This window comes from Variovorax sp. GW821-FHT09A10 (genome assembly GCF_059418385.1).
This window is the reverse complement of sequence record NZ_JBWKPT010000003.1, coordinates 433,371-446,857: the sequence shown is the minus strand read 5'-3', so window position 1 is coordinate 446,857 and position 13,487 is coordinate 433,371. Positions and strand designations below refer to the sequence as shown.

General features: G+C 69.2%; 13 protein-coding genes. 12 read left to right on the top strand and 1 reads right to left on the bottom strand.

Going from position 1 to position 13,487, the window contains the following annotated elements; genetic code table 11:
- The first annotated feature begins 16 nt into the window (after positions 1-16).
- The 11 genes from AC07Q9_RS15330 (at position 17) to AC07Q9_RS15280 (ending at position 11,988) form a co-directional block, all read left to right on the top strand.
- Entirely contained in the window at positions 17-1,108 is a 1,092-nt protein-coding gene (locus tag AC07Q9_RS15330) for an NAD(P)H-dependent flavin oxidoreductase (RefSeq protein ID WP_495310513.1), read from the top strand.
- Entirely contained in the window at positions 1,105-1,881 is a 777-nt protein-coding gene (locus AC07Q9_RS15325) for an enoyl-CoA hydratase family protein (protein ID WP_495310512.1), read from the top strand. The genes AC07Q9_RS15330 and AC07Q9_RS15325 overlap by 4 nt, the downstream gene beginning before the upstream one ends.
- 8 nt (positions 1,882-1,889) lie before the next feature.
- Positions 1,890-3,056, top strand: a complete 1,167-nt coding sequence (locus AC07Q9_RS15320; RefSeq protein ID WP_495310511.1) for an acyl-CoA dehydrogenase family protein — start codon at positions 1,890-1,892, stop codon at positions 3,054-3,056.
- A 10-nt stretch (positions 3,057-3,066) separates the two neighbouring features.
- Positions 3,067-4,134, top strand: coding sequence for an acyl-CoA dehydrogenase family protein (locus AC07Q9_RS15315; protein ID WP_495310510.1), 1,068 nt, complete (start codon positions 3,067-3,069; stop codon positions 4,132-4,134).
- Between the two features lie 3 nt (positions 4,135-4,137).
- Positions 4,138-5,340: an acetyl-CoA C-acyltransferase gene (locus tag AC07Q9_RS15310; RefSeq protein ID WP_495310508.1), complete on the top strand. Its 1,203-nt coding sequence runs from the start codon at positions 4,138-4,140 to the stop codon at positions 5,338-5,340.
- 3 nt (positions 5,341-5,343) lie between these two features.
- Positions 5,344-6,303 (top strand): SDR family NAD(P)-dependent oxidoreductase, encoded by a 960-nt coding sequence (locus tag AC07Q9_RS15305; protein ID WP_495310506.1) that lies wholly within the window; start codon positions 5,344-5,346, stop codon positions 6,301-6,303.
- Between the two features lie 173 nt (positions 6,304-6,476).
- Complete coding sequence (locus tag AC07Q9_RS15300; protein ID WP_495310504.1) at positions 6,477-7,883, top strand: DcaP family trimeric outer membrane transporter; 1,407 nt, start codon at positions 6,477-6,479, stop codon at positions 7,881-7,883.
- 51 nt (positions 7,884-7,934) lie between these two features.
- Positions 7,935-8,816 (top strand): branched-chain amino acid ABC transporter permease, encoded by an 882-nt coding sequence (locus tag AC07Q9_RS15295; RefSeq protein ID WP_489058652.1) that lies wholly within the window; start codon positions 7,935-7,937, stop codon positions 8,814-8,816.
- A 26-nt stretch (positions 8,817-8,842) separates the two neighbouring features.
- Positions 8,843-10,651, top strand: coding sequence for a branched-chain amino acid ABC transporter ATP-binding protein/permease (locus tag AC07Q9_RS15290; protein WP_495310501.1), 1,809 nt, complete (start codon positions 8,843-8,845; stop codon positions 10,649-10,651).
- Positions 10,644-11,354, top strand: a complete 711-nt coding sequence (locus AC07Q9_RS15285; protein ID WP_489058650.1) for an ABC transporter ATP-binding protein — start codon at positions 10,644-10,646, stop codon at positions 11,352-11,354. The genes AC07Q9_RS15290 and AC07Q9_RS15285 overlap by 8 nt, the downstream gene beginning before the upstream one ends.
- Before the next feature lie 13 nt (positions 11,355-11,367).
- Positions 11,368-11,988 carry a phenylacetic acid degradation protein PaaY gene (locus tag AC07Q9_RS15280; RefSeq protein WP_495310498.1) on the top strand — a complete coding sequence of 207 codons (621 nt, stop codon included), beginning with the start codon at positions 11,368-11,370 and terminating at the stop codon, positions 11,986-11,988.
- Between the two features lie 21 nt (positions 11,989-12,009).
- On the opposite strand, the gene AC07Q9_RS15275 is transcribed toward AC07Q9_RS15280, so the two are convergent.
- Entirely contained in the window at positions 12,010-12,525 is a 516-nt protein-coding gene (locus tag AC07Q9_RS15275) for a nuclear transport factor 2 family protein (protein ID WP_495310496.1), read from the bottom strand.
- 181 nt (positions 12,526-12,706) lie between these two features.
- Between AC07Q9_RS15275 and AC07Q9_RS15270 the strand changes: the two genes are divergently transcribed.
- Complete coding sequence (locus tag AC07Q9_RS15270) at positions 12,707-13,459, top strand: SDR family NAD(P)-dependent oxidoreductase (protein ID WP_495310494.1); 753 nt, start codon at positions 12,707-12,709, stop codon at positions 13,457-13,459.
- The last annotated feature ends 28 nt before the right edge of the window (positions 13,460-13,487 follow it).

Below are 13,487 nucleotides of genomic sequence, written 5' to 3'. Positions count from 1 at the left end.
GCACGGGAGCGGTGGCATGAGCCGGGCCCTCAAGACCGAACTGTGCGACCTGCTGGGTTGCCGCTATCCGATCGTGCAGACGGCGATGGGGTGGGTGGCCGACGCCCGGCTGGTTGCCGCGACCTGCAATGCGGGCGGCTTCGGCTTCCTGGCCGGCGTCACCATCGAGCCCGACAGGCTGGAGGATGAAATCCGCAAGGTCATGGCGCTGACCGACAAGCCCTTCGGCCTGAACTTCCACATGTGGCAATCCAATGCCGCCCAGGCCATCGACCTCGTGGTCAAGTACAGCCATCGCATCCGCGCCGTGAGCTACGGACGCGGGCCGGACAAGGCGACCATCCGCCGCTTCAAGGACGCGGGCGTGCTGTGCATGCCGACGGTCGGCGCGGTCAAGCATGCGCTGAAGGCCGTCGAGCTGGGCGCCGACATCGTCACCATCCAGGGCGGCGAGGGCGGCGGCCACACCGGCAACGTGCCGACCTCCATCCTGCTGCCGCAGGTGCTCGACGCGGTCCAAGTGCCCGTGGTCGCGGCCGGCGGGTTTCACGACGGACGCGGCCTGGCGGCGGCGCTGGGCTATGGCGCGGTCGGCATCGCCATGGGCACGCGCTTCCTGATGACCCGCGACTCGCCGGTGCCCGACGCAACGAAGCAGCACTACGTGGCGGTGAACGACGTGGCCCACATCCGCGTGTCGCACGCGGTGGACGGCATGCCGCAGCGCCACATCGACAACGCCTACCTGTTGCGGCTCGAAGCCGACAGCGGATTCAAGCGCGTGCTGGTGGCACTGCAGTGCGCCTGGAAATGGAAGGCGCAGACCGGCATGAGCACCGGCCACATGCTGCGCACCGCGGCCAAGGCGCTGCGCGAGGACGGCATGAGCGTGGCGCAGACGCTGATGGCGGCCAACGCGCCCATGCTGATCCAGCGCTCCATCGTGGACGGGCGGCCCGACGAGGGTGTGCTGCCCAGCGGCCAGGTGGCCGCTGCGATCGGCGAGCTCAAGAGCTGCGCCGAGGTGATCGAGGAACTGGTCGCCCAGGCCCATGCGCGGCTGGACGCGATCGCCGCGCTGACAAGAACGCAGGAGACCCTCTCATGACGAACGACATCGAAAACTCCCTGAAAAGCACCATCGACGCCGGCGTCGCGGAACTGGTGATCGACCACCCGCCGGTCAATGCCCTGCCCAGCGCGGGCTGGCACGCGCTGGCCGCGCGCATCGACCGCCTGGGCGGCGACCCCGAGGTCCGCGTCATCGTGCTGCGCGCCGAAGGGCGCGGCTTCTGCGCCGGCGTGGACATCAAGGAACTGGCGGCGCACCCCGCACGCATCGCCTCGGTCAACGCCGGCAACTACGCGACCTTCCGCGCCATCCACCGTTGCCGCGTGCCGGTGATCGTGGCGGTGCACGGCTTCGTGCTGGGCGGCGGCATCGGCATCTCGGGGGCGGCGGACATCGTCGTCGCCTCGGACTGCGCCACCTTCGGCGTGCCCGAGGTGGACCGCGGCGCGATGGGCGGAGGGGCCCACCTGCAGCGCCTGTTCCCGGTGCAGAAGGTGCGCCACATGTACTTCACCGGCGAGGCCATCGATGCGTCGGAAGCCTTCCGCCTGGGCGCCGTCGAGCGCGTGGTGCCGCGCGCGCAACTGCGGCAGGCGGCGCTGGACATCGGCCGCAAGATCGCGGCCAAGAGCGCCACCATGATCCGCCTGGCCAAGGAGTCGCTCAACGGCATCGAGGACGGCAACCTCGAGGACAAGTACCGCTGGGAGCAGGGCTTCACCTTCGAGGCCTACATGAGCCCGGACTCGCAGGAGGGCCGCGAGGCCTTCGTCGCCAAGCGCGATGCGAGCTTCGACGCGAAGGCCTGAGGCGTTCCATGCACCTGCACTACACGGAAAAACAGCGCCGCTTCCGCGCCGAAGTCCGCGCCTGGCTGGCCGCCCACGTCCCGAAGGAATCACTGGCCAGCTTCGACACGGCCGAAGGCTTTGCGCAGCACCGCGCCTGGGAGCGCACGCTCAACTCGGGCCGCTGGAGCATGGTGACCTGGCCCGTCGAGCTCGGCGGGCGGGGCTGCGACCTCATCGAGTGGCTGATCTTCGAAGAGGAGTACTGGCGCGCGCAGGCGCCCCTGCGCGTGAACCAGAACGGCATCTTCCTGCTCGGCCCCACGCTGATGGACTTCGGCAGCGCCGAGCAGAAGGCGCGCTTCCTGCCGCGCATGGCCGCCGGCGACGACATCTGGGCGCAGGGCTGGTCCGAGCCCAACGCCGGTTCGGACATGGCCGCCATCCGGGCCAGCGCCGTGCGCGACGGCGACTTCTATGTCGTCAACGGCCAGAAGACCTGGTCGTCCCGTGCGGTCTGGGCCGACTGGCTGTTCGGCCTGTTTCGCAGCGACCCCGATTCGCAGCGGCACCACGGGCTGAGCTTCCTGCTGCTGCCGCTGAACGCACCGGGCGTGACCGTGCAACCGATCCGCCAGCTCAACGGCGAAGCCGGCTTTGCCGAGGTGTTCTTCGACAACGTCAAGGTGCCGGTGGCCAACCGCATCGCGGAAGAGGGCGCGGGATGGCACGTGGCCATGGCCACGGCGGGCTTCGAGCGCGGGCTGATGCTGCGCTCGCCGGCACGCTTCCAGGCCACGGCACGCGCACTGGTGGCGCTGTACCAACGGCATCGTGCGTCGGCCGATCGCGATCCGGCGATCCGCAACGCCGTGCTGCGCGCCTGGATGGATGCCGAGGCCTACACCCTGGCGACCTACCGCACGGCCAGCCGCCTGGACAACGGCGGGAGCATCGGCCCCGAGTCGAGCACCAACAAGATCTTCTGGTCCGAACTGGACCTGCGGATGTACGAGACCGCGCTGCGCATCCTCGGCCCCGAGGCCGAACTGCTGCCGCCGGTGCGCGAGCCCGGCGTGGTGGGCCACTGGCTCAACGGCTTCCTGCATTCGCAGGCCGGAACGATCTATGCGGGCGCCAACGAAATCCAGCGAAACATCATTGCCGAACGCATGCTCGGCATGCCGCGCTCCTGAGGACACCGCGATGTACTTTCATTTCACCGATGACCAGCGCGAGTTCGGCGAAGCCATGTGCAGCTTCTTCATGAAAGAGGCCACGCCCGAGCTGGCGCGCGAACTGTGGGACACGCCGACGGGGCGCTCGTCCGAGATGTGGGCCCGCGTGGCCGAGCAGGGCATGCTGGGCATGTCCGTGCCGGAAAACTTCGGCGGCCTGGGCTGCGGCGACGATGCCTGGTCGCTGATGACGCAGGTCATCGGCTACTACGGCGGCTCCGACGGCTTGTTCGAGACCGCCTGGCTGGCCGCTGCGCTGATCGACGCGCTGGGGCCGGACTCGCCCGAGCGCGCGCGCTGGCTCCCGCGCATCGCGGCGGGCGAGGTCCGCCTGGCGATCGGGCATCCGGTCAACCCGCTGGTGGCCGACGCGCATGTGGCCGACCTGCTGCTGCTCGCGCACGGGCACGAGGTCCACGCGGTACACCGCGAGGACGTGCGCATGAGTCCGCGGCGCAGCATCGACGCCTCGCGCCGGCTGTTCCATGTCGAGTGGACACCCAGCCGCGCCAGCTGCATTGCGGATGCCGAACTCGGCCAGCGCCTGTGGGCCGACACCCTGAACCGCGGCGCGCTGGCCGTGGCCGGGCAGATGAACGGATTGACGCAGCGCCTCATCGACCTGTCGGTCGACTACACCGCGCAGCGCAAGCAGTTCGGCAAGCCCGTGGGCAGCTTCCAGGCGGTCAAGCACCTGATCGCCAACGTGGCGGTCGAGCTGGAGTTCGCCAAGCCGGTGACCTACCGCGCCGCCTATGCGCAGGCCGAGCGCGAAGACCTGCGCGACGTGCATGTGTCGCACGCCAAGCTGGTGGCGGCCGATGCGGCGCGCCTGGCGTGCCGCAACGGCATCCAGGTCCACGGGGCCATGGGCTACACGTGGGACATGGACCTGCAGATCTTTGCCAAGCGCGTCTGGGCACTGGACGCCACCTGGGGCGACGAGGCCTTCCACAAGGCCCGCGTCGCGCAGCACGTGTTCGACCCCGCTGCGGCGCTCGGACCCGGCCACACCTTTTCTGAATCGACGGAGTAAGCCATGCATGAAGCAGTGATAGTTGCCACCGCCCGTACCGCCATCGGCAAGGCCTTCCGGGGCGCCTTCAACGACACCGAGGCGCCCGTGCTGGGCGGCCATGTGGTGCGCGCCGTGGTCGAGCGCGCCGGCATCGAGCCCGGCGAGGTCGACGACGTGCTGATGGGCGCGGCGGCGCAACAGGGCACGCAGTCGTACAACCTGGGCCGCCTGTGCGCCTACACCGGCGGCCTGCCGTTGAGCGTGCCGGGCATGGCCATCGAGCGCATGTGCGGCTCCGGCCTCATGAGCATCGCCACCGCCGCCAAGGGCGTGATGTGCGGCGAGCTGGACATTGCCGTGGCCGGCGGGCTGGAGTCGATCTCGCTCACGCAGAACGCGCACAAGAACAGCTTTCGCGCACAGTCGCAGGCCGTGCGCGCCGTGGTGCCCGAGGCCTACATCGCCATGATCGAAACGGCAGAAGTGGTGGCCGAGCGCTACGGGATTTCACGCGCTGCGCAGGACGCGTATTCGCTGGCCAGCCAGCAGCGCACGGCCGCCGCGCAGGAGGCGGGCCTGTTCGACGACGAGATCGTGCCCCTCACCGTCGACAAGGCGCTGACGGACAAGCAAGGCCAGTCGCTCGGCAGCACGCGCGTGACCCTCGAGCGCGACGAAGGCAATCGCGCCGACACCACGCTGGAAAGCCTGGGTGCTCTCCAACCGGTGCTGAAGAACGGCACCTGGGTGAAAGAGGGGCGGCACATCACCGCGGGCAATGCCTCGCAGCTCTCGGACGGGGCCTCGGCGACGCTGTTGATGCGTCGCACCGAGGCGGCGCGGCGCGGGCTGGCGCCGCTGGGCGTCTACCGGGGCATGGCGGTGGCGGGCTGCGGTCCGGACGAAATGGGCATCGGGCCGGTGTTCGCGATTCCCAAGCTGCTGAAGCGGCACGGCCTGGGCGTGAACGACATCGGCCTGTGGGAGATCAACGAGGCCTTCGCCTGCCAGGTGCTGTACTGCGCCGGACAACTCGGCATTGCGCACGACCGCCTGAACGTCAACGGTGGGGCCATTGCCATCGGCCATCCCTTCGGCATGTCGGGCGCGCGCATGGTGGGCCATGCCCTGATCGAAGGGCGCCGGCGCGGCGTGCGCCATGTGGTGGTGGCCATGTGCATCGCCGGCGGCATGGGTGCGGCGGCCCTGTTCGAGGTGCTGTGATCCGTGGCCGCCACGACGGGCGCGGGCACCGCGAGGGCTGAGCGCGCCGGTGTCTTGCAAGGCAAGGCCGTTGTCATCACCGGGGCCGGCCAGGGCCTGGGCGCGGCCTATGCGCGCCTGGCTGCTGCAGAAGGCGCGAGCGTGCTGGTCAACGACATCGACGGCGCGGCTGCGCAGGCGGTGGTGCAGGGCATCGAGGCCGCCGGCGGGCAGGCCGTGGCGAACGCGGCCGACATCTCGAGCTGGGCCGGCGCCGCCGACCTGGTCGGCGAATGCATCGGGCGCTTCGGCACCATCGACGGCCTGGTCAACAACGCCGCGCGCTTCTACATGGCGCGGCCCGAGGACGAGGAAGAGGCCGCGATGCGCGCGCTGCTCGCCGTCAATGTGCTTGGCACGGCCTTTTGCGGTGTGCACGCGCTGCGCCACATGCTGGCGCGCGGCCGGGGCGCCATCGTCAATGTCACCTCGGGTTCGCAGACCGGCACCACCTTGCAGGGCATGTACGGCGCGTCCAAGGGCGCGGTGGCCTCGCTGACCTACAGCTGGTCGGTCGACGCCGCGCCGCACGGCGTGCGCGTCAATGCGGTGTCGCCCATGGCGAAGACGCCGATGGCCGACCTGGCCCGCAGCTACTTCACGGACCGGCATCGCACGCCGTGGCCGCAGGTCGCGGTGAGCCCGGAAGACAACGCGCCCGTCGTGGCCTACCTGCTGTCCGATGCGGCGCAGGGCGTCAACGGACAGGTCGTGCGCATCGACGGCGATCGCCTGTCGCTCATGACGCATCCGGCCGTGCTGCATCCACCGCTGGAGAGCGCTCGCTGGGGCGTGGACGAGGTCGCGCAGGCCTTCGAGGCGCAGCTGAAGTCGCGGCAGTTGCCCGTCGGCGTGGTGGGGGCGCAGCTCGTGCTGCACCCCTACGCGCTGCGCTATCCGCGCGAGGCGGACGCCGGCGGCTGACGGCGGCTGAGGGCGCCGATCCATTCGATCCGCCTAGTCTTTAAGGACGATGTTGAGGCGGATGTCTTTCCACAGAATCCGGCCGGCGGACACGCACCGGACACGGCGCGATTCGCACAAGGGGTCTTCAGAGACGCCACCGATTTTCATAAAAGCACCAGGAGACAAGAGACATGACGACATTCAGGAAAGTGCCGATGGCGCTGGCCCTCTCGGCGGCGTTCGCCCTGCCTTCGCACGCCGACGAGCTGTCGGACCTCAAGGCGAAGATGAGCGAGATGCTGCTGCAGGTGCAGGCGCTGCAGAAGAAGCAGGACGACATGGAGGCGAAACAGGCGGCCAATGCCGCCGCCGCCAAGCCGGAGGGCGCAGCGCCGGTCGTGGCGGGCACGCTGCCGGGCTCCATCATGCTGCCGGGCACCAACACCTCGCTGAAGATCGGCGGCTACGTGCAGCTGGCCGCGAGCCGGGAGATGAACGGTTTCATCGGCAACACGCAGACCGTGCTGTCGCCGTTCTCCGCGGCAGCCGGCGGCATTCCGTACGCGGGATCGCAGGCCTCCAAGCGCAGCGGCGAGACGAGCTTCGAGGCGCGTGAATCGCGACTGAACGTCACCACGCTCACGCCCACGCGCTATGGCGACCTGCGGACCCTGATCGAAGGCGACTTCTACGGCACCGGTGGCACCAAGGCCTCGACCAACTCGGTCTCGTTCCGGCTGCGCCATGCCATGGCGGAAATCGGCCCCTGGATGTTCGGCCAGTACTGGTCCAACTCGGCGGACCTGATGCAGGGGCCGGACGTGTACGACTTCGGCGGCCCGGTCGGCCTGGCGGCCCTCAGCCGCGTGCCGCAGATCCGCTACACCTGGAAGATCAATCCGCGTTCCACCTTCTCGACCTCGATCGAGCAACCCACGCAGGACTTCAGCGGCGCGGACAGCGTGGTGTTCCAGGCGGGCTACAACAACATCAGCACCAATTCGCTGGACAAGCTGCCGGACATCACCGCGCGCTATGTCTATGACGACACCTGGGGCCGCCAGTCCTTCGGTTTCGTGGCCCGCCGCCTGACGGCGACCAACGTGGGCGGCGCGGGCACGGCGGGCGCGGCGCTGGGCGACAAGACCCTGAGCACCACCGGCTACTCCCTCAACAACCAGGGCACCTTCAACGTGTTCGGCAGGGACAAGCTGGGCTACCACCTGGTCTGGGGCAAGGGCGCCGGCCGCTACATCACGCAGCAGCAGCCGTCCGCCGTGCTGTATCCCAACGTGGCCGGTGCGCCCAACGCGCTCGACGCCATCAAGTCGCGCGGCTTCAACATCTCCTACCTGCACTACTGGAACGACCAGTGGCGCTCGACCATCGACTACGGCAAGGTCCGCACGACGGTGCCGCATCCGCAGCTGCCGCTCACCACCATGAGCTCGGTGGAGTCGGTCTTCGCCAACCTGATCTGGTCGCCGGTGCCGCAGGCCGAGCTCGGGCTGGAATATGCCTGGGCCAAGATCAAGAACGACGTGCCCAAGTCCGGCATCGGCAGCCGCCTGTCGTTCATCGGCAAGTACAAGTTTTAATGGCCGCCAGGGCGGCCGTCCACCGGCCGCCGACATTCAAGGGCAGTGACTATGGTTGACGAATTTGCGATTGTGGTGATCCGGGGCATCGGCCTCGGCGCGATCTTCGCGTTGATCGCGATGAGCATGAACATCGTCTACGGGGCGACGCACATCCTCAACTTCGCGCAGGGCAACATGTTCGTGCTGGGTGGCTTCGTCGCCGTGGCCGCGACGCCCGCCGGGCAGGGCATGGTGCTCTGGCTGGCGCTGATCCCGGCCGCGGCGCTGGTGCTGGCGCTGGTGGTCGCGGTGCAGGGCTGGATCACGCTGGTGCCCTTGCGGCATTCGGTGGAACAGAACTCCTGGCTGATCACGACGATGGCCGTGTCCATCATGATCAGCGCCACGCTGCTGCTGGTGCAGGGCCCGTGGGCCGCGACGGCGCGCAGCCCGATGCCGCCGCTGGTGCTGTTCGGCGTGCGCACGCCCGGCCCCTACATCGCCGTGATGGCGCTGGCCGTTTTCTGGTTCGTCGCCTTGCGCCTGTTCCTCACCCGCACGCTGGTCGGCCTGGCCGTGAGCGCGCTGTCGCAGGACCTGGAGGCCGCGCGGGCCGCGGGCCTGAAGGTGCGCCAGCTGCAGCTGCTGGCCTTCGGCATCAGCGGCCTGGTCGTGGGCAGTGCAGGCTTCGTGGCGGCACCGCTGATGTCGATCTCGGCCGATACGGGCATCCGCTACGTGCTCAACGGCTTCGTCGCCTCCGTCATCGGCGGCATGGGCAGCAACCTGGGCGCCATGGTGGGCGGTGCGCTGGTGGGCGTGGTCTCGATGCTGGCCATCTACCTGGTCGGCGGCGAGTACCAGGGCCTGGTGTCGCTGCTGCTGCTGGTGGGCATGTTGCTGATCCGTCCCGAAGGCCTCTTCGGTCGGGCGAGCGCGCGCCGCGTGTGATGAGTGTCTCTCTGGAAACCCTTCGAATGACATCCACTGTCTTGACGCCCACCGTCCCCGGAACGGCCCGCCGCTTCCACATGGACGCGGACACCGGGCAACTGGCGATCGCCTGCGTGCTGATCGTGCTGAGCGGGCTGCTGCCCGACTGGGTCGGCAACGACTACTGGACGCACAGCTTCCAGCTGGTCAACCTGTTCATCGCCGTCGCCGCCTTTCAGAACCTGCTGATGCACGACGCCGGCCAGACCTCTTTCGGCCAGGGCGCGATCTTCGGCGTGGCCGCCTACGGTGCGGCCGTCGTTGCCAGCCTGTACGGCCAGCCGTATTGGGTGGCGGCCTGCTGCGGCGTGGCGGCCGCGGTCGTGGCGGGCTTCCTCTACGCGCTGCCGTCGCTGCGCGTGCAGGGCTACTACCTCGGCTTCGTCACGATGAGCGCGGCCACCGTGTTCCCCGAAATGCTGGTGGCGGCGAACCGCTACACCAACGGCATCAACGGCCTCTCGCTGAGCTTCTCTTCCTGGCATGAGCGCACGGTGCTCGGCGTCTCGCCGATGACACTGGCGGTCTGCGGCGTGGCCTGCGCCGCATTGGCCGCGCACGTGCTGCTGCGGCGGACCGCGCTGGGGCGGCTGCTGCGCGTGGCCGCCAGCAGCCCCGAGGCGGCGCAGTCGCTGGGCGTGTCGCCGGGCCTGATGCGTTGCGTTGCCTTCACCCTGGTGGCCTTCGGCACGGGCATCGTCGGCACGCTCTACACGCCCATCGTCGGCTTCGTCAGTCCCGCAGCCTTCAACCTCGACACGTCGATCCTGTTCTTCCTGGCGGTGATCGTCGGCGGGCGCGGCCATATCCTGGGCACCGTGGTCGGGGTGTGGGTGCTCTACCTGCTGCCAAACATCCTGCTGGCCGAACTGTTCCAGTACCGCCTGCTGGCCTACGGCGCCGCGGCGCTGGTCGTCATGCTGCTGCTGCCGGACGGCATCGTCGGCACCTTCGAGCGCTGGCGCCAGCGTCGCCGGAAGACCCAAGCGCCGTTGAACGTGAACCTGGAGTGCCTGCTGGAAGGCGGCACCGCCAAGGCCCGCGTGGACGGGCAGGCATCGGGCGACGCCATCGACGTGCGCTCGGCGACCAAGCGCTATGGCTCGGTGGCGGCGCTGGACGGCGTCGACCTGCAGGTCAGGCGCCACCAGATCCACGGCCTGGTCGGCGCCAATGGCTCGGGCAAGACCACGTTGCTGAACATGCTGAGCGGCTTCTCGCGCCTGGACAGCGGCTCCGTGCGCATGGCGGGCCGCGAGGTGAGTTCGTTGCCTGCGCACCGCATCGCCCGGCTGGGCCTGGGGCGCACCTTCCAGAAGCCGCGCATCTTCCCGGCGATGTCGCTGTGGGAGAACGTGGAGATCGGCGTGGACGCCTCGCGCGTCGTGCGCGGTGGGGGCGGTCAGGGCGGGCAGGCGCATCCGGCCGAACGGATCGCGGCACTGGCGCAGGCCATGGCCGGCGGCCATGTCGACCTGGTGCCCCATGGGCAGCGCCGGCTGGTGGAACTGATGCGCGTCGTGCTGATGGGCGCGGACATCATCCTGCTGGACGAGCCGGCCGCCGGGCTCTCGCCGTCGGAGCGCGAGCAGTTCAAGCAGCTGCTGCGCCGCCTGCGCGATGACCTGGGCAAGACCGTGGTGCTGGTCGAGCACGACCTGGAGCTGGTCTGGGACATCGCCGACACCATCACCGTGCTGGAGGCCGGCAAGGTGGTCGCGCACGGCAGCGCCGGCGACATCGCCGAAAACCCCTTCGTTCGCAAACTGTTCATCGAGCCGGCCCATGCTTGAAACCACACAACTGCGCTCGGGCTACGGCAATGTGCCGGTGCTGCGCGACATCGATCTCTCGGTCAAGCCGGGAGAGATCCTGCTCGTGGTGGGCGAGAACGGCGCGGGCAAGTCCACGCTGCTGCGCACCATCGGCGGCTTCATCAAGCCCGAGCAGGGCCGCATCCGGCTGGACGGCAAGGACATCGGCGGCATGAGCCCCGAGGCCATTGCGCGCAGCGGCCTGCGCCTGGTGCTGGACGGGCACCGCGTGTTCCCCGACATCTCGGTGTGGGACAACCTGCGCCTGGGCGCGGTGATCCGCCGCGACAAGCGCGGTTTCGACCGGGCGATCGAGGAGGTGTTCGACGTCTTCCCCATCCTCAAGGAGCGGCTGAAGCAGCCCGCGCGCAACCTGAGCGGCGGACAGCAGCAGATGCTGGCGCTGGGCCAGGCCTTCGTCGCGCAGCCGCGTGTGCTGCTCAGCGACGAACCTTCGCTGGGCCTGGCCCAGTCGCTGCTGCCGCCCATCCTCGCCTTCCTGCGCCGCTGGGCGGCTTCGGGCACGGCGATCGTGATCGTCGAGCAGCACATCGACATCGCGCTGTCGGTGGCCGATCGGGCCATGGTGGTCGAGCGCGGCGCCATCAAGCTCAGCTGCGCCGCCGGGGACCTGAAGGCCCACCTGAAGCAGCAGGCCGAGGCGCTGGCGCATCCGGGATGAACGGCGCACGGCGATGACGATCGTGTATGAGTTCGACGGCGTGCGGCCGGTGGTCCACCCCTCGGCCTACGTCCATCCGACGGCGGTGCTGATCGGCGACGTGATCGTCGGCGCCCGGTGCTACATCGGCCCGGCGGCCTGCCTGCGCGGCGACTTCGGGCAACTGGTGCTGGAAGACGGGGTGAATGTGCAGGACACCTGCGTGATGCAGAGCTTTCCCGGACGGGCTTCGGTGGTCGAGGCCGACGGCCATATCGGCCACGGCGCGATCCTGCACGGCTGCCGCATCGGCCGCAATGTGCTGGTCGGCATGAACGCCATCGTCATGGACAACGCCGTCATCGGCGAGTCCAGCCTGGTGGCAGCCTTGAGCTTCGTCAAGAAGGGCATGGTGGTGCCGCCGCGCTCGATGGTCTCCGGCATTCCCGCGCGGGTGGTGCGCACGCTGACCGATGACGAGGTGTTCTGGAAGTCCGAGGGCACGACCGAATACCAGCGCCTGGCGGCCGTGTCGCTGCGCACCTTGCGCGCCGTCGAGGCCAGCACCGAGATCGAACCCGACCGCAAGAGCGTCGCCTTCGCGCTGGAGGCCCACGCGCGCCTGGCGCGCAGGCGCGATGCCACGCCGCCCTGAGCCGCGCGTCACCGACCGGGCCTACTTGCCCAGGAACTCGAAGAAGTCCCAGGCCGGGTCCTGCCGCCCGCGTGCGCCCGTGAGCGGCCAGCGCCGCAGCGAAGGCTGCACCTCGTTCCAGTCCATCACGGCCTTGCGGCTCTGGAACTTCCAGACGCCGTCGCGCCGCGTGTAGCGGTCGAGATAGCGCCCGCCGGTGATCACCTGTTCCTCCTGCCCGTCGGCACCGGTCTTCAGGTGGCAGGCCACGACATAGACCTCGCCTTCGGCCCGGTCGCCGCGCCACGCGATCAGGTGGTTGCTGACCTGGTGAGAGGTGGCGTGCATCTTCTGCGCCATCGAGGGCAGCCAGTCGATGTATTCGCTGGCCGGGCCCTGGAAGAGGCTGCCGTGGTCGTCGGTGGCATCGGCGTGGTAGAGCGCGCGCATCGCGGCCCAGTCGTGCCGGTCGATGGCGCGGCAATAGCGGATCGCCAGGTCCTGGATCTCGCGGTGGTCGAGCAGGCGCTGCAGGGCGTCGGGGGTGGGGTCGGGCACGAAGTTTTCTCCGGAGAACGCCCGCAGCGTAGGAGCGATTGCGACGGGCTGAATCGTCCGCTTGGACGATGAGCGCAGGGGCACGCTTCGATAAGGTCATGGCGTCGGGCGCATGCATCCGCTGTGCAACAGCCCCACACAACAACCCCCCACCACAGACCCGAGGATCAGGAGACAAGACATGAGCCTGCAAGGAAAAATCGCCGTCGTGACCGGCGGTGCCAACGGCATCGGCCACGCGGCAGCGCTGCGGCTGGCACGCGACGGCGCGGACATCGCGCTGCTGGACCGTGACGAAGCCGGGTTGCGCCAGACCGCCGTGGACGTGCGCGCGCTCGGCCGGCGCGCGCAGACCTACGCCATCGATTGCACCAGCGAGCCGGCGGTGCGTGAGGCCTTTGCCGGCATCGACCGCGAGTTCGGGCGCGTGGACATCCTGTTCAACAACGTCGGCCAGGGCGCGCGAGAGAACACGCACGAGTTCCTGGAGGCCGACCTGGGGTCCATCGACTTCCTGTTCGCCGTGAACCTCAAGACCTGCGTGCTGTGCTCGCAGCAGGTGGTGGCGCAGATGCGCGAGCGCCGCAGCGGCAAGATCATCAACGTGACCTCGGAAGCGGCCGTCAACGGCGTGCTGCGCAACTGGGACTACGCGGCGATCAAGGCCGGGGTCATCGGCTTCACGCGCGCCCTGGCACGCGAGATGGCGCCTTTCCAGGTCAACGTCAACGTGATCGGCCCCGGTGCCACGCGCACCCGCGCGATCGAGCAGGCCCCGAAAGACCTGATGGACAAGGTGATCGCGGGCATTCCCATGCAGCGCATCGCCGAGCCGGAAGAGATCGCCGGCGTGGTCTCGTTCTTTGCCGGCGATGCCAGCAACTACGTGACCGGGCAGACGCTGCTGGTCAACGGGGGCAACTGGATGCTGTGAGTGCGGCGGCGGCCTGCGCCTTCCGGCA

Bases quoted from the DNA above. Each gene is read 5' to 3' on its own strand.
- AC07Q9_RS15330 (WP_495310513.1), top strand. From the start codon at position 17: ATGAGCCGGGCCCTCAAGACCGAACTGTGCGACCTGCTGGGTTGCCGC.
- AC07Q9_RS15325 (WP_495310512.1), top strand. From the start codon at position 1,105: ATGACGAACGACATCGAAAACTCCCTGAAAAGCACCATCGACGCCGGC.
- AC07Q9_RS15320 (WP_495310511.1), top strand. From the start codon at position 1,890: ATGCACCTGCACTACACGGAAAAACAGCGCCGCTTCCGCGCCGAAGTC.
- AC07Q9_RS15315 (WP_495310510.1), top strand. From the start codon at position 3,067: ATGTACTTTCATTTCACCGATGACCAGCGCGAGTTCGGCGAAGCCATG.
- AC07Q9_RS15310 (WP_495310508.1), top strand. From the start codon at position 4,138: ATGCATGAAGCAGTGATAGTTGCCACCGCCCGTACCGCCATCGGCAAG.
- AC07Q9_RS15300 (WP_495310504.1), top strand. From the start codon at position 6,477: ATGACGACATTCAGGAAAGTGCCGATGGCGCTGGCCCTCTCGGCGGCG.
- AC07Q9_RS15295 (WP_489058652.1), top strand. From the start codon at position 7,935: ATGGTTGACGAATTTGCGATTGTGGTGATCCGGGGCATCGGCCTCGGC.
- AC07Q9_RS15290 (WP_495310501.1), top strand. From the start codon at position 8,843: ATGACATCCACTGTCTTGACGCCCACCGTCCCCGGAACGGCCCGCCGC.
- AC07Q9_RS15285 (WP_489058650.1), top strand. From the start codon at position 10,644: ATGCTTGAAACCACACAACTGCGCTCGGGCTACGGCAATGTGCCGGTG.
- AC07Q9_RS15280 (WP_495310498.1), top strand. From the start codon at position 11,368: ATGACGATCGTGTATGAGTTCGACGGCGTGCGGCCGGTGGTCCACCCC.
- AC07Q9_RS15270 (WP_495310494.1), top strand. From the start codon at position 12,707: ATGAGCCTGCAAGGAAAAATCGCCGTCGTGACCGGCGGTGCCAACGGC.